Below are 20,598 nucleotides of genomic sequence, written 5' to 3'. Positions count from 1 at the left end.
CGGCGCGGGTTGATCGTCGCGGCGCTGATCCTGATCGCCGACCAGCTCTCGAAATACTGGGTGCTGAAGGTTCTGTTCGGCCTGCCCGACCCGATCACCACCGCCAGCTGGGCGCCGTCGATCCGGATCACCGGCTTCCTCGATTTCGCCATGGTCTGGAACTATGGAATCAGCTTCGGTCTCCTCGCCGGCGACTCGCCGCTGGCGCGTTGGGGCCTGTCGGTGGTTGCGCTCGCAGTCGTCGTAGGCCTCCTGATCTGGCTGCGGCGCAACGATCGCGGTCTGATCGCCGGCGGCGTCGGGTTGATCATCGGCGGGGCGATCGGCAACGTGATCGACCGGCTGCGGTTCGGCGCCGTCGCCGATTTCTTGCATTTTTACGCGGGGCAGTATTCCTTCTGGGTGTTCAACGTGGCCGACAGCGCGATCAGCATCGGTGTGATGCTGCTGATCGCCGACAGTCTGTTCGGCCGCCGCGCCCACCCGGTGGCAGCGCAGAGGGATCGATCGTGAGCGGGCAGTCTCGTTTCTTCCAGTCGACCTGTTTCTTCCAGCCCGGCCGGGTGTGGGGGGGCAGACTGGTCACGCTGACCGGCCTGGTCATCGCCACCCTGGCGGTCGCCGGCTGCGACGCCGGCAGCAAGACGGTGCAGGAGTTCATCGGCTACGACAAATCGACGCCGGACGAATTCGCGGTGATGCCGCGCGCGCCTTTGGCGATGCCGAGTTCGCTGACCGATCTGCCGCCGCCGACGCCGGGCATCCCACGGCCGCAGGAGACCCAGCCGCGTGAGCAGGCCGAGGCGATCCTGTTCGGCCAGGGGCGCAAGATTCCGCGCGGCGACACTGCCGGTGCCGGCGCTGCGGCCAGCGCCAGCGGCGCGGCGATCCTGGCCAAGGCCGGGCCGGCGGAACCGGGGATCCGCTCGACCGTCGACCAGGAGACGACGCAGATCGCCCAGGACGACGACCGCTTCATCGACAACATCCTGTTCTGGCAGTCCAAGCCGCTGCCCGGCACGGTGGTCGACCCCTACAAGGAGGCGGCGCGCCTCAATGCCGCCGCCGACACGGGCAAGCCGCTGACCAGCGGCGACACGCCGATCATCATCCGGCGCCGCAAGGGGATCTTCGAGGGCGTCACCGACCTCGTCAATTGACATCCAAGGCCGGGCGCGTGCCCCGGCCTTTTCGTTTGTGTCCTGTGATCCGACACCGTTCCCGCAACGGAGGCGACCCCTCATGTCCGATCTGACCCGTTCGCCCGCCTGGACCGCGCTCGACGCCCATCGCAAGGCGATGGACGGCGTGCACATGCGCGACCTCTTCGCCGCCGACCCCAAGCGCTTCGACAGCTTCTCGCTGCGCCTCGGCGACCTGCTGCTCGACTATTCCAAGAACCGGGTGACGGCGGAGACGCTGGGCCTGCTGTTCGACCTCGCCCGGCAGCAGGGCGTCGAGACCTGGCGCGACCGCATGTTCGCCGGAGAGCCGATCAACGCCACCGAGCACCGGGCCGTGCTGCACACCGCCCTGCGCGCCGACCTGGCCGGCTCGATCGAGGTCGACGGCCAGAATGTGCTGCCGGAGGTGGCGGCCAGCCTGAAGCACATGCGCGAATTCTCCGACGCCGTGCGCGACGGCAGTTGGACCGGGCACACCGGCAAGCCGATCACCGACATCATCAACATCGGCATCGGCGGCTCCGACCTCGGCCCGGTGATGGTGTCCGAGGCGCTGGTCCCCTACCACCACCCGCGCATCCGGATGCATTTCGTTTCCAATGTCGACGGCACCCACATCGCCGAGACGCTGAAGCGGATCGACCCCGAGACCAGCCTGTTCCTGATCGCGTCGAAGACCTTCACCACGCAGGAGACCCTGACCAACGCCAACACCGCGCGGCGCTGGTTCCTGCATTCCGGCGCGCCGGAGGCGGCGATCGCCAAGCATTTCGCCGCGCTGTCTACCAATGCGACGGAGGTGTCCAAGTTCGGCATCGACACCGCCAACATGTTCGGCTTCTGGGACTGGGTCGGCGGCCGCTATTCCGTGTGGTCGGCGATCGGCCTGCCGGTGATGATCGCGATCGGCGCCGACGCCTTCGAACGCTTCCTGGCCGGCGGCCGCGCCATGGACGCGCATTTCCGCTCGGCGCCGCTGGAGCAGAACCTGCCGGCGGTGCTGGGCGTGCTCGGCGTCTGGTACGGCAACTTCTGGGACGCGCAGACCCACGCCGTGCTGCCCTACGACCAGTACCTGCACCGGCTGCCGGCCTATCTGCAGCAGGCCGACATGGAATCGAACGGCAAGTCGGTCGACCGCCAGGGCCACCGGGTCGACTACCAGACCGGGCCGGTGATCTTCGGCGAGCCCGGCACCAACGGCCAGCATTCCTTCTACCAGCTGATCCACCAGGGGACGAAGGTGATCCCCTGCGACTTCATCGCCCCGGTGGAAAGCCACAACCCGGTCGACGACCACCACCCGATCCTGCTGTCCAACGTCCTGGCCCAGACCGAGGCGCTGATGGTCGGCAAGACACCGGACCAGGTGCGGGCGGAGCTGACCAAGTCGGGGCTGTCAGGCGCGGCGCTGGAGGCGTTGCTGCCGTTCAAGGTGTTCGAGGGCAACCGCCCGTCCAACACCATCCTGGTGCGGGAAATCGACCCCTACACGCTGGGCCTGCTGGTCGCGCTGTACGAGCACAAGATCTTCGTCCAGGGCACCATCTGGAACGTCTACTCCTTCGACCAATGGGGGGTGGAGCTGGGCAAGCAGTTGGCCAAGGCGATCCAGCCCGCGCTGCTGGGCGAAAAGGCGCCGGGCGCGCATGACAGCTCGACCCTCGGCCTGCTCGCCGCGATCCGCGACTGGAGCTGACCCGGTCCGATCCGGACGATATCATATCGAAAACGTATGATATCGTCCGGATCAATATATTGGACATGATATCCATCACGGCCCATTTCTAGGGCGCCGGGGACGTCGTTCGTCCCGCAAGCCGATGGAAACGCCATGACGGACTGGAATCCCGCCCTCTACCGCCGCTTCGAGGATCAGCGCACCCGCCCGGCCCGGGAACTGCTGGCCCGGGTCGACCTCGCCCCGGCCGCCCGGCCCTTCCGGATCTTCGACCTCGGCTGCGGCCCCGGGAATTCGACCGAACTGCTGGTCGACCGCTTCCCCGGCGCCGACATCACCGGCATTGACAGCTCCGACACCATGCTGGCCGACGCCCGGGCCCGGCTGCCGCAGTGCCGGTTCGAACGGCACGACATCGCCGAATGGCAGCCGGAGCAAGCGCCCGACCTGATCTATGCCAACGCCACGCTGCAATGGGTGCCGGACCACCCGGTGCTGGTGCCGCGGCTGTTCGAGCTGCTGGCCCCGGGCGGCGTCCTGGCCGTACAGATCCCCGACAACCGCGAGGAGCCGACGCACCGGCTGATGCGCGCGGTGGCGACCGAAGGCCCCTGGGCGGCGACCATCGGCGAGGCCGCGCTGGTGCGCACCAAGATCCTGCCGCTCGGTGCCTATTACGACCTGCTGGCGCCGCGGGCTGATGTGACCGATGTCTGGCGCACCGCCTACCAGCACCCGATGGACACGCCGCAGGCGATCGTCGACTGGGTGCGTGCTACCGGGCTGCGCCCCTTCATCGACCCGCTGTCGGACAACCAGCGCGCCGCCTTCCTGGCGGATTATGTCGGCCGCATCGGCCAGGCCTACCCGCCTCATGCCGACGGCAAGCGTCTGCTGGCCTTCCCCCGCCTGTTCTTCGTTGCCAAGCGCGCGGCCTGAACCCATCTCGCCATCGCCGCGATCCTGTGGAAGGATCGCGGCATGGCTCTTCACCTCTGCCGCACCTGCGGCACCCAGTATCCCGACAGTCCCGCCCCGCCGGCCGCCTGCCCGATCTGCGAGGATGAGCGGCAATACGTGCCCGAATCCGGCCAGAGCTGGCTGACACTGGACGAGTTGCGGCGCGGCCACCGCGCCGTGATCACACCGGTCGAGCCGGGCCTCGATCAGATCGAGGTCGAACCGCATTTCGCGATCGGCGAGCGCGCCTTCCTGATCCGGCTGCCCGGCGGTGGCGTGCTGATGTGGGATTGCGTGGCGCTGATCGACGATGCCGTGGTGGCGACGATCCGGGCGCTGGGCGGGCTGCGCGCCATCGCCATCTCGCATCCCCACTACTACACGACGATGGTGGAGTGGGCGCAGGCCTTCGGCTGTCCCGTCCATCTGCACGAAGGCGACTGCGGCTGGGTGCAGCGGCCCGATTCGGCCCTGTCCTTCTGGTCGGGCGAGACCCTTGCGCTGGCCGACGGCATCACCATGATCCGCTGTGGCGGCCATTTCGCCGGCGCATCGGTGCTGCATTGGGCAGCGGGGGCGGAAGGCCGTGGGGTCCTGCTCAGCGGCGACACCATCCAGGGTGTGCCGGACCGGCGCTGGGTGTCCTTCATGTACAGCTATCCCAACCTGATCCCGCTGCCGGCCCAGGCCGTCCGGGCCATCGCCGACGCGGTGGCGCCGTTCGAGTTCGACCGGCTGCACGGCGCCTTCGCCGGCCGCTGGGTACCCCGCGACGCGCGCGGCGCGGTGCTGCGCTCGGCCGAGCGCTACATCCGCGCAATCGAGGGCTGAGGTGCCGGCCCATCGGCCGACGACAATCATTTCGCACTCGAGAGGGCAGGCATGACCCGCAGGATCGTGATCACCGGCGCCGGGGCGGGGCTGGGGCTGGAACTGACGCGCTGGTACGCGGCGCAGGGCGACACCGTGATCGGCGTGGTCCGCAGCGACGAGGCGGCGGCGGAGTTCACGAACGCGGCCGGGCCGGACGGCATCCTGGTCCGCGGCGACGTCACCGATCCGGCCTGCGCCGAACGGCTGCGCGCGGTGCTGGCGGAACGGGCGCCGGCAGTCGACATCCTGATCAACAACGCCGGCATGTCCGGCCGCGGCGCCCAGCTGGCCGAGATCAACTTGGCCGATGTGCAGCAGTCGCTCGACGTCCACTGCCTCGCTGCGCTGCGCATCGCCCAGGCTGCGATCGGCGCGCTGCTGGCGGCGGAGCGGCCGACCATCGTCAATGTCAGCAGCCGGCTGGGGTCGGTCAGCCGGGTCGCCTCGGGGGATTTCGACCATCTCGGCATCGCCTACGCCACCCGGATCTCGAAGGCGGCGCAGAACATGCTGACCGCCTGCCTGCACCGCGAATTCGGCCCGCGCGGCCTGGCGGTCTACGCCATCCATCCCGGCCGCATCCGCACCAGGATGGCCAGCGCCGACGCCGATCTCGAGGCGCCGGAGGCGGCGGCGCGGCTGGCCGGCTGGATCGACCGCACCCGGCCGGACCGGCTGGTGTTCTATGGCGAGCCCGAAGCCGGCGAGTTCGCGTGGTAGGGCACAGGGCCTGGCAGTGGAACGGATCGCCGACCCATCCTAGGATGGCGCCATGACCATCCGCGCCCTCCACTCCATCCGCCGCCTGCCGCCCAATCTGGTCAACCAGATCGCGGCCGGCGAGGTGATCGAACGCCCGGCCGCGGCGGTGAAGGAGCTGGTGGAGAATGCCATCGACGCGGGCGCCCGCCGCATCGATGTCTCCCTACGCGACGGCGGCCGCAGCCTGATCGCGGTGGCCGATGACGGCGCCGGCATGGACCCGGACGCGCTGCAGCTGGCGATCGAGCGCCACGCCACCTCCAAGCTGCCGGACGACGACCTGGTGCGGATCTCGACCCTGGGCTTCCGCGGCGAGGCGCTGCCGTCGATCGGCGCCGTCTCGCGCCTGACCATCGCCAGCCGGCCCCGCAGCGCGGCGGAGGCCTGGAGCCTGACGGTCGAGGGCGGGGCGGTCGGCGCGCCGGTGCCGGCGGCGCTGAACCAGGGCACCCGGGTCGAGGTCCGCGACCTGTTCTACGCCACCCCGGCGCGGCTGAAGTTCCTGAAGGGCGAGCGGGCCGAGACCCAGGCCGCAGTCGACATGGTCGAACGCCTGGCCATGGCCCATCCGACCCTCAGCTTCACCGTCTCCGACGCCAGCCGTACCCTGCTGCGGCTGGAGGCGGCGCAGGGCGAGCTGTTCGACGCCCGGCTGGCGCGGGTGGGCGCCATCATGGGTGGCGACTTCGCCGACAACGCGCTGCCGATCGACGCGCTGCGCGAGGGCATCCACCTCACCGGCCACGCCGCCCTGCCGACGCTTAACCGCGGCACCGCCCAGGCACAGTACCTGTTCGTCAACGGCCGGCCGGTGCGCGACCGGCTGTTGCTCGGCGCCATCCGCGGCGCCTATGCCGACGTGTTGCCGCGCGACCGCCACCCGATGCTGGCGCTGTATTTCGAGCTGCCGCCGGAGGAGGTCGACGTCAACGTCCACCCGACCAAGGCCGAGGTCCGGTTCCGCGACCCGGCGCTGGTGCGCGGGCTGATCGTCAGCGCCCTGCGCCACGCCATCGCCGGAGCCGGCTTCCGCGCTTCCACCAGCGTCGGCGCCGACACCCTGGCGGCGTTCGTCAGCCAGGGAGGCGTGAGCCAGGGAGGCGTCTCCCCGGGCGAGCTACCGCCGCTCTCCCGGCCAACCGGCGGGTTCCTGACCCCGTCCCCCTGGGGCCAGCAGCGCGGCGTGGTGCGGCCCTCCACCGGCCTGGCCGAGGCCGCGGCCGGCTGGCAGGCGCCGATCGCGTCCGACCTTACCCGGCCCTCGGCGCGGGCCGAGGACGAGGTGGCCGAGCCCACGGCCGAGCATCCGCTCGGCGCGGCGCGGGCTCAGGTCCACGCCACCTACATCGTCGCCCAGACCGGCGACGGGCTGGTGATCGTCGACCAGCACGCCGCGCATGAGCGCATCGTCTATGAGCGGATGAAGGCCGAGCTGCTGTCCGGCACGGTCAAGAGCCAGGGCCTGCTGCTGCCGGTGGTGGTCGAGCTGAACGAGGCCTCGGTCGAGCGGCTGGCCGCGCGGCAGGCCGAGCTGGCGGAGCTGGGGCTCGAACTCGAACCCTTCGGCCCCGGCGCCGTGGTGGTGCGCGGCGTGCCGGCGCTGCTCGGCCAGTCCGACGTGCCAGGGCTGGTGCAGGACCTGGCCGACGCCCTGGCGGAATGGGACGACGCCCGGCCGCTGACCGAGCGCCTGGCCCATGTCTGCGCCACCTTGGCCTGCCATGGCAGCGTCCGCGCCGGCCGCCGGCTGAACGCGGCGGAGATGGACGCGCTGCTGCGCAGCATGGAGGTCACGCCCAATGCCGGCCAGTGCAACCATGGCCGCCCGACCTATGTCGAGCTGAAGCTGGCCGATATCGAGAAGCTGTTCCAGCGGCGCTAGCCGGGCCGGGGCGCTGTCGCCCCGGCCCGGTTTCGCCTCAGCCTTCCCGCATCATCCGTTCACGCCGGGCCAGTTCGGCCGCGGTCGGCTCGGCCAGGGCGAAGGATCCGGTGGTGACCGGTCCGCCGCGCCGGTAGGTGCTCATGACCACGCCGGTGGTCGATACCTTGCTCTCGACCAGCTTCAGCCCGGCCGGAATGGCGCCTTGGCCGAACAGGCGCTTGCCGGAGCCCAGCACCACCGGGAAGACCAGCAGATTGAACTCGTCGATCAGGTCGTGCGTCAGCAGGGTCTGGATCAGCCCGCTGCTGCCCTGGATCAGCAGGGTCGGCCCGTCCTGCTGCTTCAGCCGGGCGACATCCGCCGCCGCGTCGTGCACGGCGATGGAGTTCTGCCAGGCCAGCGGCGCGGTCGACGAGGTGGCGACGTATTTGGTCGCCGCGTTGAAGACCTTGCCGATCGGGTCGTCGACCAGCTGGGGCCAATGGGCGGCGAAGATCTCGTAGGTCTTGCGGCCGAGCAGCAGGTCGAAGGGTGCGCCGAAGGTCTTGGCCATCGCCTGGCCCATCACGTCGTCCCAGTAGTGGAACGTCCAGCCGCCGAAGCGGAAGCCGCCGGTCGGGTCCTCCTCCGGCCCGCCCGGGGCCTGCATCACGCCGTCCAGGGACACGAAGGTGGCGGCAACGACATTTCTCATCTGGCTCTCCTGTCGATGGCGGCGCTGGGCCGCTGAAGATATCCCAAGGACGAACGCGTCATGTGGGATCCGACAGTCCGGGCGATTTTTTCGCGACCCGGTCGGAATGTGACTGCGCCGGTTGGCCCTGGTGATCCTTCGCCCTATCCTGGCGGCATGGCCGATCCCGAATCCCTCGGCGAGCATCAGGGCCTGCCGGTCCTGTACTTCGCCGATGCCGCTGCCTGGGGCGTCTGGCTCGCGGCAAATCACAGCACCGGCCGTGGTGCCTGGCTCGCCATCGCCAAAGTGGCAACCGGCGAATCCTCTGTGTCTTACGACGATGCGCTCGACCTTGCCTTGTGCCATGGCTGGATCGACGGGCAGAAACAGGGGCGTGGCGACGGGGTCTGGCTGCAGAAATTCAGCCCGCGCGGCCCCCGCAGCGTGTGGTCGCTGCGCAACCGGGAGAAGGCGGAGACGCTGGTCGCCGCCGGGCGGATGGTGCCTGCCGGGCTGGATGCGGTCGAGGCGGCGAAACGGGACGGACGGTGGGGGCGCGCCTATGGGCTGGGTCGTCACCGCGGCGTGCCGAAGGACCTGCAGGCGGCGCTGGACGGCGAACCCGCGGCGGCCGCCTTTTTCGCCGCGCTCGATTCGCGCAACCGCTACGCTGTGCTGTATCGCGTGCAGACCGCGAAGAAGGCCGAAACCCGGGCCCGGCGGATCGCCGATTTCGTCGCCATGCTGGCGCGGGGGGAGACCATCCATCCGGCTTGAACCACCCCATCCCATGCGGCTGCGCACCCGGCATGTTCGATCGGCAGTTGGAACTATCGATGGTTGAGCATATCTAGTGCATCCGCGCGGGCGGCGTTCGCCTTCCCGCCGGTGAATCGGGGATATATGCAACGAGACGACGGAACGATGAGCGGTTACAGGGAAAAGGGATTCGGTGACCGGCTGAGCAGCGCTCAGAATGCGAAGAAGGCCGCGCTGGAACAGTTCCGCGCCAAGGTCGCGCCGGACAATCCGGAGTTGGCCCGGCAGCGGGCGGAACGTGCGGCCCTCGTCGCCGCCCGCGAGGCCCGCGAGGCCGAGCGCAAGGCAGCGAAGGAGGCCGAGGCCGCCCGCCTGAAGGCCGAGGCCGAACTCCGCGCCGCCGAGGAGGCCCGGATGGCCGCCGAAGCCGCCGAGCTGAAGGCCCTGGCCGAGCGCGAAGAGGCGGACCGGCTGGTGGCGCTGGAGGCCGAGCAGAAGGCCGCCCGCGACGCCCGCTACGCCGCCCGCAAGGCCCGCAAGCGCTGATTCTGGGGCGCGGTGGATCGAACCAGGCGCCTGGGTCTCGGGCGCCTGGTCATTTCGATCCACCACCCCGATGATTGCGGGAGCCGGCGGATGTCGAAGACCACCCGCGCCACCCAGGCGCTGCAGCAGGCGGGCATCCGTTTTGCTGTCGCGACTTATGACTACGATCCGGGCGCCGACCGCATCGGGCTGCAGGCGGCCGAGGCGATGGGCGTGCCGCCCAGGATCGTGCTGAAGACGCTGATGGCCGAGGCCGACGGCAAGCCGGTCTGCGTCGTGGTGCCGTCGGACCATGAGGTCGGCATGAAGAAGCTGGCCGCCGCCTTCGGCGCCAAATCGGCGCAGATGATGCGGCCGGCCGACGCCGAGCGCTTGACCGGCTACCATGTCGGCGGCATCAGCCCGCTGGGCCAGAAGCGGGCGGTGCCGACCGCGATCGAGGAATCGGCGATGGCCGAGGCCGAGATCTTCGTCAATGGCGGCCAGCGCGGGCTGCAGATCCGCCTCAGCCCGCAGGACCTGCAATCGGCGCTCAAGGCCAGGGTCGCGGCGCTGATCGCGTGACTGTGGGATCGAGAACTCTCCCTTTTCCCTGAATGTCATTCCCGCGAAAGCGGGAATCTCCCTCCGGTCGGGCGCGACGAGATCCCCGCTTTCGCGGGGATGACGACATGGGAATTGTGAAGCGTCCCGGCCACGCGGGGTGGTTTGATCGGCTCGACAGGCCGCGCAGGGGAACAGGGTGCAGTCTTTCGACGTGGTGGTGATCGGGGCCGGGGCGGCCGGGATGATGTGCGCGGCCGAGGCCGGCAAGCGCGGCCGCCGGGTGCTGATCCTCGATCATGCCGCGGCGCCGGGCGAGAAGATCCGCATCTCCGGCGGTGGCCGCTGCAACTTCACCAACCTGCACGCGGCGCCGGCGAACTTCGTCTCGGCCAACCCGCATTTCTGCATCTCGGCGCTGCGCCGTTACACCCAGCGCGACTTCATCGCCCTGGTCGAGCGCCACGGTATCGCCTTCCACGAGAAGACGCTGGGCCAGCTGTTCTGCGACGGCCCGTCGCGGCAGATCATCGACCTGCTGCTGGCCGAAATGGCCCAGGTGGGAGTCGAACTGTGCCTGTCCACCAAGGTCGAGGCGGTCGAACGCAACGCCGACGGCTTCGCCCTGAGATTGGCGGGCGCGGCACCGGATTCCGGCCCGGTGCAGTGCCGGTCCCTGGTGGTCGCCACCGGCGGCCGGTCGATCCCGAAGATGGGCGCCACCGGCTTCGGCTACGACCTCGCTGCCCGCTTCGGCCTCGCGGTGACCGAGACTCGGCCGGCCCTGGTGCCGCTGACCTTCGACCCGGCGACGCTGGAGCGGCTGAAGCCCCTGGCCGGCATCGCCGTCGACGCCGTGGTCGGCTGCGGCAAGACACGATTCGCCGAGGCGATGCTGTTCACCCATCGCGGCCTCAGCGGCCCGTCGATCCTGCAGATCTCCTCCTATTGGCGCGAGGGGCGGGAGATCGAGGTGGCGATGCTGCCCGGCACCGACGTCTTCGCCCTGCTGCGCACGGCCAAGGCCGAGAATGGACGCCGGGCGCTGCACACCGTGCTCGGCACGGTGCTGCCGAAGCGGCTGGCCCAGGCGATCGCCGCGGCCGAGGGCGCCGAGGGCAACCTGGCCGACCTGTCCGACAAGGCACTGCGCCGGGTCGATGCCGCGGTGAATGGCTGGCGGGTGCTGCCCGCCGGCTCCGAAGGCTACCGCACCGCCGAGGTGACCCTGGGCGGCGTCGACACCGCCGGCCTCGATTCGCGGACCATGGAGGCGAAGGCGGTGCCCGGCCTCTATTTCATCGGCGAGGTGGTCGACGTCACCGGCTGGCTCGGCGGCTACAACTTCCAATGGGCCTGGTCATCGGGCTGGTGCGCCGGCCAAGCGGTGTAGGACCGCCCTTAGACGCGCCGACACGTTTCCAAACGGTCTTCCGGGTGACCTATCTCTGATTCCACTTCCGGATGACGGGCTCGGTGAGGTCGTGCTCATAGCCGAGGACGCTCAGGCTGGCGGTGTCCAGCACGAAGCGCGCGCCGTCCTCGGGCGGCAGGCCGAGCCAGCGCGCGGCCAGGACCCGCAGGAAATGGGCGCTCGAGAAGATCAGCACATTGCCGGCGACCTGGCGGGCGGCTGCGACGATGAGATCGGCCCTGGCGCCGGCAGCGGCGGAGGTCTCGCCCTGGGGGTAGCCGTCGCGGAACATCTGCCATCCCGGGCGCTGGGCGAGGATCTGCTTGGTGGTCAGGCCCTCATAGGCGCCGTAGTCCCATTCCGCCAGCTCGGGCTTGACCACGCCGGCCGCGCCGTAGCCGGCCAGTGCGCAGGTGCTCTTCGCCCGCTGCGAAGGGCTGGTCCAGACCGCGGCGAAAGACAGGCCCTGCAGGCGGTCGGCGACCCGGCGCGCGGCCTCCTCGCCGGCGGCGGTCAGCGCGATGTCGGTCCGGCCCGTGTGCCTCCCAGTCGCGCTCCATTCGGTCTCGCCATGCCGGATGAGGGTAATTTCGGGAAATGCGCTGCTCATCGGCTCGTCTTTCGATCGGGCGCGGCGTTCCCCGCGAACGCCCGCTGCTGGAGGACACCAAGGCTATCCGCAATGCCCGCCGCCCGTCACCTGTCTCGCGCCGTCACGAACCGGCCAGCCGGCGCTCGCGAGCCCTTACAGCGCCAGCACTCGCCGGGCGGCGGCGCAGTCGCGGTCGATCTGGGCGATCAGCGTCTCGAGCGAATCGAACTTCTCCTCGCCACGCAGCCATTCCACCAGCTGCACCCTGAGATGGCGGTGGTAGAGGTCGCCGCTGAAATCGAACAGATAGGCTTCCAGCAGCGGCGCCTGCGTCCGCCACATCGGCCGAATGCCCAGGCTGGCGACGCCGTCGTGCCAGACCGGCGGCCCCTCCCCGTCCACCGCGCAGCGCACCGCATAGATGCCGTAGGACGGGCGCAGGAATTCGCCGAGCTCGACATTGGCGGTGGGATAGCCGAGCTCGCGGCCGCGCTTGTCGCCATGCTCGACCCGGCCTTCGATCTCCCAGGGCCGGCCCAGGATCTCGGCGGCGCCGCGGGTGTCGCCGGCGGCCAGCATCTCGCGCGCCCGGCTGGCGGAGAGCAGCCCGCCGGTCTCGTCCGAGGCCTGGGTGACGATGGTGACGCCGAAGCCACGGCGGCGGCCGAAGGCGGTCAGCGTCTCCGGCGTGCCGGCGCGGCGGTGGCCGAAGCAGAAATCATAGCCGACCACGACATGGCGGGCGCCGAGCGCCCCGACCAGCACGGTCTCGATGAAGTCCTCGGCCGAGCGCGCGGCGAAGGCCTGGTCGAAATGCAGCACGACATGCAGGTCGACGCCCAGCGCCTCCAAGAGCCGCGCCTTGATCCGGAACGGGGTCAGGCGGAAGGGCGGATCGTCCGGCCGGAACAGGCTGCGCGGATGCGGTTCGAAGCTGAGCACGCAGACCGGCACGCCCAGCCGGCGGGCCTCGGCCTGCGCCGCCTCGACCACGGTCTGGTGCCCGCGATGCACGCCGTCGAAATTGCCGATGGCGACCACGGCGCCGCGCGCCGCAGCCGGCAGGTTCTCGTAGTGACGGAAGATCTGCATGGGCCTCGTCCCGGCCCGGCCGGTCGTGCCGGGCATCGCAGGATATAGCGGGGACGGGCGCGCCGAACCAGGGGGCAGGCCCAGGGATCAAGCCTCGGTGCGCGAAGGCACCAGGATCACCGCCTCGCCGTCGATCACCAGCGTGTCGCCGACGGTGCAGCGGGTCTGCAGCACGGCGCGGTTCCGCTCCGGCACCAGCTCGGTCACGGTGACCCGGGCGGTGACCGTGTCGCCCGGCCGCACCGGCGCCTTGAACTGGAGGTTCTGCGAGATGTAGATCGAGCCGGGCCCGGGCAGCCGGGTGCCGATCACCGCGGAGATGAAGCCGGCGCTGAGCAGACCATGCGAGATCCGACCCTTGAAGCGGGTGGTCTCGGCATAGACCTGGTTGAGATGCACCGGGTTGGTGTCGCCCGACACGCCGGAGAACAGCAGGATGTCGGCCTCAGTCACGGTCTTGGCGAAGCTTGCCGACATGCCGACGGCGAGGTCCTCGATGCAGTAGCCCTGGGTGTCGTCGCGATAGGTCTTCACGTTGTCCATGACCGGCCTCCGGCCTCGTCAGCCGCGGAATCGCGCCGCGCGCGGTCGTTCTCGCACCGCAACAATCTGGGGATGCCGCCGGTTTTCGCAACCGGCGGGCGCAGCACTTCTGCAATGCAACATGGCCGGACCGCCGCTTCGCACCCTAGGATCGTGCCCTCGGGTGACGGCCGGGCGGCGCCAGCGACGCCGTCGGCGCCAGCCGGCGCTGCACCAGGTAGATCGGCCCGGCCGGCATGTTGTCGGTGACCACCAGATGCAGCGTCACCGACCCGCCGGGTGGGATGGTGCCATCCTGGAACACGATGCCGTCATGCGGTTCGTCGACGACCCGGCCCGAGGCGAAGCCTTCGGCCCAGATCGACCGCGTCACCTGGGGCCCCTGGGCGAAGGACAGGCCGTCATCATAGGTGCTGCCCTCGCCGCGGTGCCGCTCCAGCTCGACCGGAAAGTCGCGCCAGGTCTGGTTGGTGCCGTTGCGCACGATCTTGGTCAAGGCGAAGCCGGTCAGATGCGCCGTGTCGATGCGGTTGCCGAACGCCGCCGTCAGCCCTTCGATGGTCAGCGCCGCTTCACCGTTGCCGGTGATCCGCTCGACCACCACGAACGGATCGTCGAGCCGCCCGGTGCCGGTCGCGGATTCGAGCACGAAGCCGCCCTCGGCGTCGCTGAACACCAACCCCGCGGCCGAGACCTCGCCCGCCCGGGCGGTCGTGGCCGGGAGCCAGAGGCATAGGACGGCGCCGAAAGCCAACCCGGCACATCTCCGGAACCTGGGAAAGGCCTGACTCATCCGTCCGCGCGCCGGGTGCGGGCGACACGGCGCGGCGGCGACAGTGACGCGGTCGGCTGGATCCGGCGCTGCACGACGTAGAAGCGCGCCGCCGGCGTGTTGTCGGTGACGATGATGCGCAAGGTCACCGTCTCGCCCGGCGCCACCATGCCGTCATGGAACAGCACGACGTCGCGCGGCTCGTCGAACATCTGGGCGGCGGCGAAACGGTCGGACCGGATGCTGCGGATCGCCGCCGGCGCCTGGGCGAAGGACAGGCCGTCGCCATAGGGGCTCTGGTCGCCGCGGCGCTCCTGCAGCTCCACCGGGAAATCGCGCCAAGCCTCGGTGGTGGCGTTGCGCACCACCTTGACCAGGGCGAAGCCGGCGAGATGCGCGGTGCCGACGCGGTTGCCGAAGGCCGGCGTGAGGCCGCTGACGCTGAGCGCCGCCTCGCCCTTGCCGGTGATCCGCTCGACCACCACGAACGGGTCGTCAAGCTGGCCGGTCCCGGTCGCGGATTCGAGCACGAAGCCACCTTCGGCGTCGCTGAAGGTGATCCCAGCAACCGTCACCTCTGCCCCGTGGGCGGCCACCCCCCATGCCAGCAGGACGATGACGGGGGCGCATGACGCCAAGCGCCTCATGGAGGTCAGTGTGGCGTGCGCCTGCGTCGCGGTAAAGCCGGGATCGACGGGTGACTGCCCGTCGCAATTATGCGCCGCTTGGGTTTCTATAAACGTTTAGGCATATTGAATGAAACAGAGGCGGCGCGGATTCTGGCGCAGGCCGTCCTGCCCGACCATCGGACCCGGCCTCCATGACGACCGACCTGACCGAAGCCGCGATCGCCATCCTGCGGGCCAACGACCGGGGCGACCACACCGTCCCGACCTCCTCCGGCCTGTATCCGGCGCAGTGGAACTGGGATTCCTGCCTGGTCGCGCTGGGCTTCGCCGAATTCGACCCGGACCGGGCCTGGACCGAGATCGAGACCCTGTTCGACGGGCAATGGCCCGACGGCATGGTCCCGCACATCCTGTTCCACGGTGACGATTCCAGCTACTTCCCGAACGCCGCGATCTGGCAGGCGGGGCCGGGACAGCGGTCCTCGGGCATCACCCAGCCGCCGGTCGCCGCGACCATCATCCGCCATCTGTTCGAGCGCTTCGGAGTGCAGCGGTCGCGCCCGCATATCCGGCTGCTGGCGCCGAAGCTGCTGGCCTGGCATCGCTGGTTCTACACGGCGCGGGACCCGGACGGCACCGGCCTGGTGGCGATCCTGCACCCCTGGGAGAGCGGGATGGACAACAGCCCGGTCTGGGACGCGGCGCTGGCGGCGGTCGAGCCCGGCCCGTCGGTCGCCCATCTGCGCCGGGACACCGCCTTCGCCGACGCCGCGGTGCGGCCGACCGCCGCCGAATACGACCGCTACATCAACCTCGTGCTGGCCTTCCGGGCCGAAGGCTATCGCGCCGACCGGCTGTACGGCATGGCACCGTTCCGGGTCGCCGATGTCGGCTTCAACGCCATGCTGCAGCGCGCCAACCGCGACCTGCGCTTCCTGCTCGACATGATCGACGACACTGCCGGCGTGGCCGAGGTCGACCGGATGATCTCGAACACCCGCGCGGCGCTGGAGGCGCGCTGGGACCAGGCCGAGGGCTTCTACCTCTCGGTCGATACCCGCACTGGCCAGGCCATCCGCCAGCCCGGGATCGGCGGGCTGCTGCCGCTGTACGCCGACCCGATGACGGCGTCGCGCCACCCGGCGCTGATCACGCGGCTGGAGCGCTGGCTGGACCAGGTCGAGATCGCCGTGCCGAGCTTCGAGCCCGGGCGGCCGGAGTTCGAACCCCGGCGCTACTGGCGCGGGCCGATCTGGCTGGTGGTCAATTGGATGCTGATCGACGGGCTGAAGCGCAACGGCCGCCCGGACCTGGCGCGCCGCATCCGCCGCGACAGCCTGGCGGTTGTGGCCAGAAGCGGCTTCCGCGAGTATTTCGACCCGACGACCGGCGAAGGGCTGGGTGGCACCGACTTCTCCTGGACCGCGGCGATGGTGCTGCTGCTGGCCGGCCTCAAGGACTGACCACCACGACGGGACGGGCGCATGGCGGAACGCAAGCGGGTGGGCATCGTCGACCTCGCCCGGTCGCTTGGACTATCGACCTACACCGTCTCCCGCGCCCTCAACGGCCATGGCGACGTCGCCGCGGCGACCCGCGAACGGGTGGTGGCGGCGGCGCGGACGATCGGCTACACGCCGAACGCGCTCGGCCGGACCCTGCGCCGCGGCCGCACCGACGCCGTCGGCTTCCTGCTGACGCCGTCGCCGGCCGGCTTGGTCGACAGCTATTTCCTGCCGTTGCTGACAGGCCTCGACGCCGTGCTGTCGCCGGCGGGCTACGCCCTGCTGGTCGCCGGAGCCGCGCCCGACGAGCAGGAGATCGAGACGCTGCACCGACTGGTCGAGGGTCGTCGGGTCGACGCCGTGATCCTCACCCGGGTCCGCGTCGACGATCCGCGCGCCGCCTATCTGCGCCGGCAGGGTTTCCCCTTCACCATGCTCGGCCGTGACGGCGACCGGCCGGGGACGCCCTTCATCGACGCCGATCACCGCACCAGCGGCCGGATCGCCACGGCCTGGCTGATCAGCCGGGGCCATCGCCGCATCGCCGTAATCAACACCCCGGCGCAGGTCAACGGCAGCCGCCAGCGCCTGCTCGGCTGGCAGGAGATGCTGGCCGAGTCCGGCCTGGCCACCGACCCAGCCTGGCACCGCTGCGGCGATTACACCGCTGAGAGCGGCTGCCGGGAAACCAGGGCCCTGCTGGCGCTGTCGCCGCGGCCGACGGCGATCCTGTGCGGCAATGACGAGATGGCATTCGGCGCCGTCGGGGCGGTGCGCACCGCCGGGCTGTCGGTCGGCAGCGACATCTCGATCATCGGCTGCGACGACATCCCGATCGCGGCGCTGGCCAACCCGCCCCTGACCACCTTCCGCACCTCGCTGCGCCCGTTCGGCGAAACCCTGGCCCAGCAGGTGTTGGCGCTCCTGCGTGGCGAGACACCGGCGTCGCAGCTGGGGGTGCCGGAAATGGTCGAGCGTGGCTCGGCAGGGCCGGCGCCGGCCGAGCCAGGCTAGCCCAGGTCGCCGCGCCGGGTGATGCCGGACAGCGGCCCGAGCGCCTGCAGCAGTGCCGCGATGCTGCGGCCATCGACCGGATGGCGCCAGTCCGCCGCGATGTCGGCGGCCGGCGCCAGCACGAAGGCACGCTCCGCCATCCGGGGGTGCGGCACCACCAGCTCCGGCCGGTCGACGGTGCCGTCGCCGTAGAGCAGCAGGTCGATGTCGATCAGCCGTGGCCCGTTGCGGCGGCCGGGGATGCGGCCGATCTCCGCCTCCGCCTGCTTCAACAGCGGCAGCAGGTCCTCGGGAGCCAGGAGAGTGCGGGCCACGACGCACATGTTGAGGAAGGGCGCCTGGTCGGTGACGTACATCGGCGCCGTCTCGTACACCGCCGAGACGGCATCGATGGTGGCGATGTCGCGCAGCCGGCCGATCGCCCGGCGCAGATTGGCCTCGCGGTCGCCGAGATTGGTGCCGAGTGAGAACAGGACGGGAACCGGCGCATGTTCCAGGGCCATGATCGATCGAATCCTGCCTGTCGCCGCGAATCGGCCGATGGGTGTCGCGGGCTCACCGGCAGGGCGCCGGCGGGTTATGGCCTCGTGACCGGGAAAAGTCGAGCCGGGGAGCGTCGTGATGGTGTATCCCGGACCCTGACGCCTGGACAGGACCTGTGATGGCGGGCCATGCGGCTGCAGCGCCGGGCCGGGAGACTGTGATGACCGACGACACCGAAGACAGCCTGTGGCGCTGGCCGCTCGGCACCTTCCGTGACGCCCTGGCCAGCGATTCGCCGACCCCGGGTGGCGGCTCGGCGGCGATGGTGACGGCGACGCTCGGCCTCGGCCTCGTGGTGATGGCGCTGCGCATCACCGCCAACAAGGCCGCGGACCGCGTGTTCCTGGATACCCTGATCCTCTCGGGCGAACGGCTGATGGCCGAGCTGTCGGCCCATGCCGAGGCCGACATCGCGGTGTTCGACGCCTATATGGCGGCGCTGAAGCTGCCCAAGGCGACCGAAGATGAGAAGGTGGCGCGACGGGCGGTGCTGCAGGAGGCGACTGTCGCCGCCACCGAGATCCCGCTGAACGCGGCGCAAACCGTGCTGGAGGCGATCGACCTCGCCGGCCAGGCCGCCACCCTGGCGACGACCCAGATCGTCAGCGACGTCGGCGCGGGCACCGCGACGCTGCGCGGCGCGATCGAGGCCGTGCTCTATGCCGTCGACGTCAATCTGCGCGGCCTCGACGATGCACGCAATCGTGCCGACTACGCCGGCAGCCGCGACCGGTTGCTGGCGACGGCGGAGCAGCGCGCGGGCGGCATCGCCCGGCTGGTCCGCGATCGCCTGCGCTGAGACTCGGCCACATCCGAATCTCCGTCGGCCTCAGAGGCCGCTGAAGTGGTGTGGCGGACCGTCTCCGGACCGGGGTGGCCTCGAGCGAAGGTATAGTTACAGATTGTCAATCCACTACGCTGTTTTCATTGATGAATCCCACGATTCTTTGATTTTCGGCCAAATCCGATCCGGTGTCACAACAACGTCGCATTTACCAAGCCATTTGCTTTCGGCGCTTTTCCGTTTCCAAAATCCAAACAATCGGTTAACCCGATCGCGAATGGCCGTGCCGGGGTGGTGGTGCATCGCTGCAACACTGCGCGAAATTCGCAACAGCATGGTCCATTTCAATTGCGGTCTACGCCCGACCATCGTACATCCAAAGGGAGCGGTCTGGTCGCAGCCCTTGAAGGAAGCGGGGGACGAGACCTCGGTTGAACCGTGATCAGCGAGGTATTGGATATGAAGAAGAACTTGATGTACGCCGCAGTCGGCGCGGCCGCCCTGCTCGTTGCAGCCCCTGCGATGGCGCAGCAGTACCAGGCGACCGGTCTGTATGTCGGTGCCGGCGCTGGTGTGAATTTCCGCCAGGAAGACAGTGTCGACGTCCGCAACGGTTCCAGCAGCGGCTTTACCGGCGCGACCGAAGGCAAGTCCAAGTACAATGTCGGCCCGGCCGGCGACATCTACCTCGGTTACGACTGGGGTTCGATCCGCGCGGACGCTGAAGTCAGCCTGCGCAACAACGACATCGACAAGGGGACGTTCAACAACGGCGTCACCTTCAAGAACGGCAACGTTCGCACCATCGGCATCATGGCGAACGCCTACTACGACTTCGATTTCGGCTCGCCGTTCGTGCCGTACATCGGTGGTGGCGTCGGTGTCGCCCTGATCAATGCCGAGCTGAAGCGCGGCAACGGCGGCACCCACTTCAACGACTTCAACACCCAGTTTGCCTATCAGGGCATCGCCGGTGTGTCGTACAACTTCTCGCCGAACCTGGCCGCCAACCTTGAATACCGCTACCTCGGCAACACCTCGCCGAAGTTCAAGGACGCCGGCGACAGCCTGAAGTACGACAGCAGCAACAACCACACGGTGCTGGTCGGCCTGCGCTACACCTTCGCGCCGGCTCCGGTCGTCGAGGAGGTCGTGACCACCCAGGCTCGCAGCTACCTGGTGTTCTTCGACTTCGACAGCTCGCGTCTGACCCCGGAAGCCAAGCAGATCGTGGCCTCGGCCGCGGCTGACGCGCTCCAGGGCAAGACGACGCAGATCGGCGTCACCGGCCACACCGACCGGTCCGGTTCGGACCGCTACAACCAGGCCCTGTCGGTGCGTCGCGCCGAGTCGGTCCGCCGCGAGCTGGTCTCGGACGGCGTCGCCGACAGCCTGATCGTCACCCGCGGCGTCGGCGAAGCCGATCCGCTGGTCCCGACGGCGGATGGTGTCCGCGAGCCGCAGAACCGGCGCGTCGAGATCGTCCTGCAGTAATCTACGGCTACCAAAGATCCCATCGGGAGATCGGGGCGTCCTTCGGGGCGCCCCTTTCTTCGTCTGGGGTCTGGAAATGCTTCGTCTTCATTCCCGCGAAAGCGGGACTCTCTCGCCGCGATCGACGTGAAGAGATCCCCTGACTTCACAAACGAAGTGCAACACCCTTTGAAGGGGGTGTTGCGATGGGACGAAGCTACCGACAGTTCAGCCTCGAGGACCGGTGTGAGCTTGCCCGCCTTTACGCCGCCGGAGCCTCGCTCCGGCAAATCGCTGCAGCTCTGGATCGCGCGCCATCGAGCGTGTCTCGGGAGCTGAAGCGCAACAGCGGCGCCGCCGGAGACGAC

The 20,598-nt window shown here is 69.6% G+C and carries 23 protein-coding genes; 16 read left to right on the top strand and 7 right to left on the bottom strand.

The features are described from left to right. The first annotated feature begins 9 nt into the window (after positions 1-9). The 7 genes from lspA (at position 10) to mutL (ending at position 7,342) form a co-directional block, all read left to right on the top strand. The gene (gene lspA, locus AB4112_RS07800; protein WP_309791328.1) at positions 10-513 is read left to right on the top strand and encodes a signal peptidase II; all 504 of its coding nucleotides are present in this window, start codon (positions 10-12) and stop codon (positions 511-513) included. Next, positions 510-1,160 carry a DUF3035 domain-containing protein gene (locus AB4112_RS07795; RefSeq protein ID WP_309791326.1) on the top strand — a complete coding sequence of 217 codons (651 nt, stop codon included), beginning with the start codon at positions 510-512 and terminating at the stop codon, positions 1,158-1,160. Before lspA ends, AB4112_RS07795 begins: the two co-directional genes overlap by 4 nt. An 82-nt stretch (positions 1,161-1,242) precedes the next feature. Next, complete coding sequence (pgi, locus tag AB4112_RS07790) at positions 1,243-2,883, top strand: glucose-6-phosphate isomerase (protein ID WP_441718371.1); 1,641 nt, start codon at positions 1,243-1,245, stop codon at positions 2,881-2,883. A 135-nt stretch (positions 2,884-3,018) separates the two neighbouring features. Then, a complete protein-coding gene (tam, locus tag AB4112_RS07785; protein ID WP_309791324.1) occupies positions 3,019-3,804 on the top strand; it encodes a trans-aconitate 2-methyltransferase in 786 nt (261 codons plus the stop codon). Between the two features lie 42 nt (positions 3,805-3,846). Then, on the top strand, positions 3,847-4,656 hold the full coding sequence (locus AB4112_RS07780) for an MBL fold metallo-hydrolase (protein WP_441718368.1): 810 nt from the start codon (positions 3,847-3,849) through the stop codon (positions 4,654-4,656). Positions 4,657-4,707: 51 nt separating this feature from the next. After that, complete coding sequence (locus tag AB4112_RS07775) at positions 4,708-5,418, top strand: SDR family NAD(P)-dependent oxidoreductase (RefSeq protein WP_441718365.1); 711 nt, start codon at positions 4,708-4,710, stop codon at positions 5,416-5,418. Positions 5,419-5,470: 52 nt separating this feature from the next. Further along, complete coding sequence (gene mutL, locus AB4112_RS07770; protein ID WP_441718362.1) at positions 5,471-7,342, top strand: DNA mismatch repair endonuclease MutL; 1,872 nt, start codon at positions 5,471-5,473, stop codon at positions 7,340-7,342. Positions 7,343-7,379: 37 nt separating this feature from the next. Here mutL and AB4112_RS07765 read toward each other — a convergent pair whose 3' ends face one another. After that, the gene (locus AB4112_RS07765; RefSeq protein WP_441718359.1) at positions 7,380-8,039 is read right to left on the bottom strand and encodes a dihydrofolate reductase family protein; all 660 of its coding nucleotides are present in this window, start codon (positions 8,037-8,039) and stop codon (positions 7,380-7,382) included. A 156-nt stretch (positions 8,040-8,195) separates the two neighbouring features. On the opposite strand from AB4112_RS07765, the gene AB4112_RS07760 reads away from it, so the two are divergent. The 4 genes from AB4112_RS07760 to AB4112_RS07745 all read left to right on the top strand — a co-directional run bounded on the left by AB4112_RS07760 (position 8,196) and on the right by AB4112_RS07745 (position 11,262). Continuing rightward, the gene (locus tag AB4112_RS07760; protein WP_309791318.1) at positions 8,196-8,798 is read left to right on the top strand and encodes a YdeI/OmpD-associated family protein; all 603 of its coding nucleotides are present in this window, start codon (positions 8,196-8,198) and stop codon (positions 8,796-8,798) included. A 147-nt stretch (positions 8,799-8,945) separates the two neighbouring features. Further along, the gene (locus tag AB4112_RS07755; RefSeq protein ID WP_441718356.1) at positions 8,946-9,326 is read left to right on the top strand and encodes a DUF6481 family protein; all 381 of its coding nucleotides are present in this window, start codon (positions 8,946-8,948) and stop codon (positions 9,324-9,326) included. Between the two features lie 90 nt (positions 9,327-9,416). Next, the gene (gene ybaK / locus AB4112_RS07750; RefSeq protein ID WP_441718353.1) at positions 9,417-9,890 is read left to right on the top strand and encodes a Cys-tRNA(Pro) deacylase; all 474 of its coding nucleotides are present in this window, start codon (positions 9,417-9,419) and stop codon (positions 9,888-9,890) included. 178 nt (positions 9,891-10,068) lie between these two features. Further along, positions 10,069-11,262 carry an NAD(P)/FAD-dependent oxidoreductase gene (locus AB4112_RS07745; RefSeq protein WP_441718350.1) on the top strand — a complete coding sequence of 398 codons (1,194 nt, stop codon included), beginning with the start codon at positions 10,069-10,071 and terminating at the stop codon, positions 11,260-11,262. Between the two features lie 49 nt (positions 11,263-11,311). On the opposite strand, the gene AB4112_RS07740 is transcribed toward AB4112_RS07745, so the two are convergent. The 5 genes from AB4112_RS07740 to AB4112_RS07720 form a co-directional block, all read right to left on the bottom strand. Then, the gene (locus tag AB4112_RS07740; RefSeq protein WP_441718347.1) at positions 11,312-11,893 is read right to left on the bottom strand and encodes a histidine phosphatase family protein; all 582 of its coding nucleotides are present in this window, start codon (positions 11,891-11,893) and stop codon (positions 11,312-11,314) included. A gap of 135 nt (positions 11,894-12,028) precedes the next feature. After that, a complete protein-coding gene (locus AB4112_RS07735; RefSeq protein WP_309791312.1) occupies positions 12,029-12,967 on the bottom strand; it encodes a bifunctional riboflavin kinase/FAD synthetase in 939 nt (312 codons plus the stop codon). Between the two features lie 87 nt (positions 12,968-13,054). After that, positions 13,055-13,510: a MaoC family dehydratase gene (locus AB4112_RS07730; protein ID WP_441718344.1), complete on the bottom strand. Its 456-nt coding sequence runs from the start codon at positions 13,508-13,510 to the stop codon at positions 13,055-13,057. A gap of 145 nt (positions 13,511-13,655) precedes the next feature. Beyond that, complete coding sequence (locus tag AB4112_RS07725) at positions 13,656-14,264, bottom strand: hypothetical protein (protein WP_441718341.1); 609 nt, start codon at positions 14,262-14,264, stop codon at positions 13,656-13,658. Between the two features lie 35 nt (positions 14,265-14,299). Then, a complete protein-coding gene (locus AB4112_RS07720) occupies positions 14,300-14,857 on the bottom strand; it encodes a hypothetical protein (protein WP_309791309.1) in 558 nt (185 codons plus the stop codon). A 245-nt stretch (positions 14,858-15,102) separates the two neighbouring features. Here AB4112_RS07720 and AB4112_RS07715 point away from each other — a divergent pair, with 245 nt between their 5' ends. Both AB4112_RS07715 and AB4112_RS07710 read left to right on the top strand, forming a co-directional pair. Further along, complete coding sequence (locus tag AB4112_RS07715) at positions 15,103-16,374, top strand: amylo-alpha-1,6-glucosidase (protein ID WP_309791308.1); 1,272 nt, start codon at positions 15,103-15,105, stop codon at positions 16,372-16,374. A gap of 21 nt (positions 16,375-16,395) precedes the next feature. After that, entirely contained in the window at positions 16,396-17,430 is a 1,035-nt protein-coding gene (locus AB4112_RS07710; protein ID WP_441718337.1) for a LacI family DNA-binding transcriptional regulator, read from the top strand. Here AB4112_RS07710 and folK read toward each other — a convergent pair. Beyond that, on the bottom strand, positions 17,427-17,933 hold the full coding sequence (gene folK / locus AB4112_RS07705) for a 2-amino-4-hydroxy-6-hydroxymethyldihydropteridine diphosphokinase (protein WP_441718335.1): 507 nt from the start codon (positions 17,931-17,933) through the stop codon (positions 17,427-17,429). The two genes, AB4112_RS07710 and folK, sit on opposite strands and share 4 nt — an antisense overlap. A gap of 200 nt (positions 17,934-18,133) precedes the next feature. Between folK and AB4112_RS07700 the strand changes: the two genes are divergently transcribed. The 3 genes from AB4112_RS07700 to AB4112_RS07690 form a co-directional block, all read left to right on the top strand. Then, positions 18,134-18,772 (top strand): cyclodeaminase/cyclohydrolase family protein, encoded by a 639-nt coding sequence (locus tag AB4112_RS07700; protein WP_309791304.1) that lies wholly within the window; start codon positions 18,134-18,136, stop codon positions 18,770-18,772. Between the two features lie 444 nt (positions 18,773-19,216). Then, on the top strand, positions 19,217-20,251 hold the full coding sequence (locus tag AB4112_RS07695) for an OmpA family protein (protein ID WP_309791303.1): 1,035 nt from the start codon (positions 19,217-19,219) through the stop codon (positions 20,249-20,251). Between the two features lie 185 nt (positions 20,252-20,436). After that, on the top strand, positions 20,437-20,598 hold a 162-nt coding region (locus AB4112_RS07690), incomplete at its 3' end, for a helix-turn-helix domain-containing protein (RefSeq protein WP_441718809.1).

The organism is Inquilinus sp. 2KB_23, from assembly GCF_052115705.1.
GTDB classification, from domain to species: domain Bacteria; phylum Pseudomonadota; class Alphaproteobacteria; order DSM-16000; family Inquilinaceae; genus Inquilinus; species Inquilinus ginsengisoli_A.
This window is presented reverse-complemented; position numbering and strand designations above follow the sequence as displayed.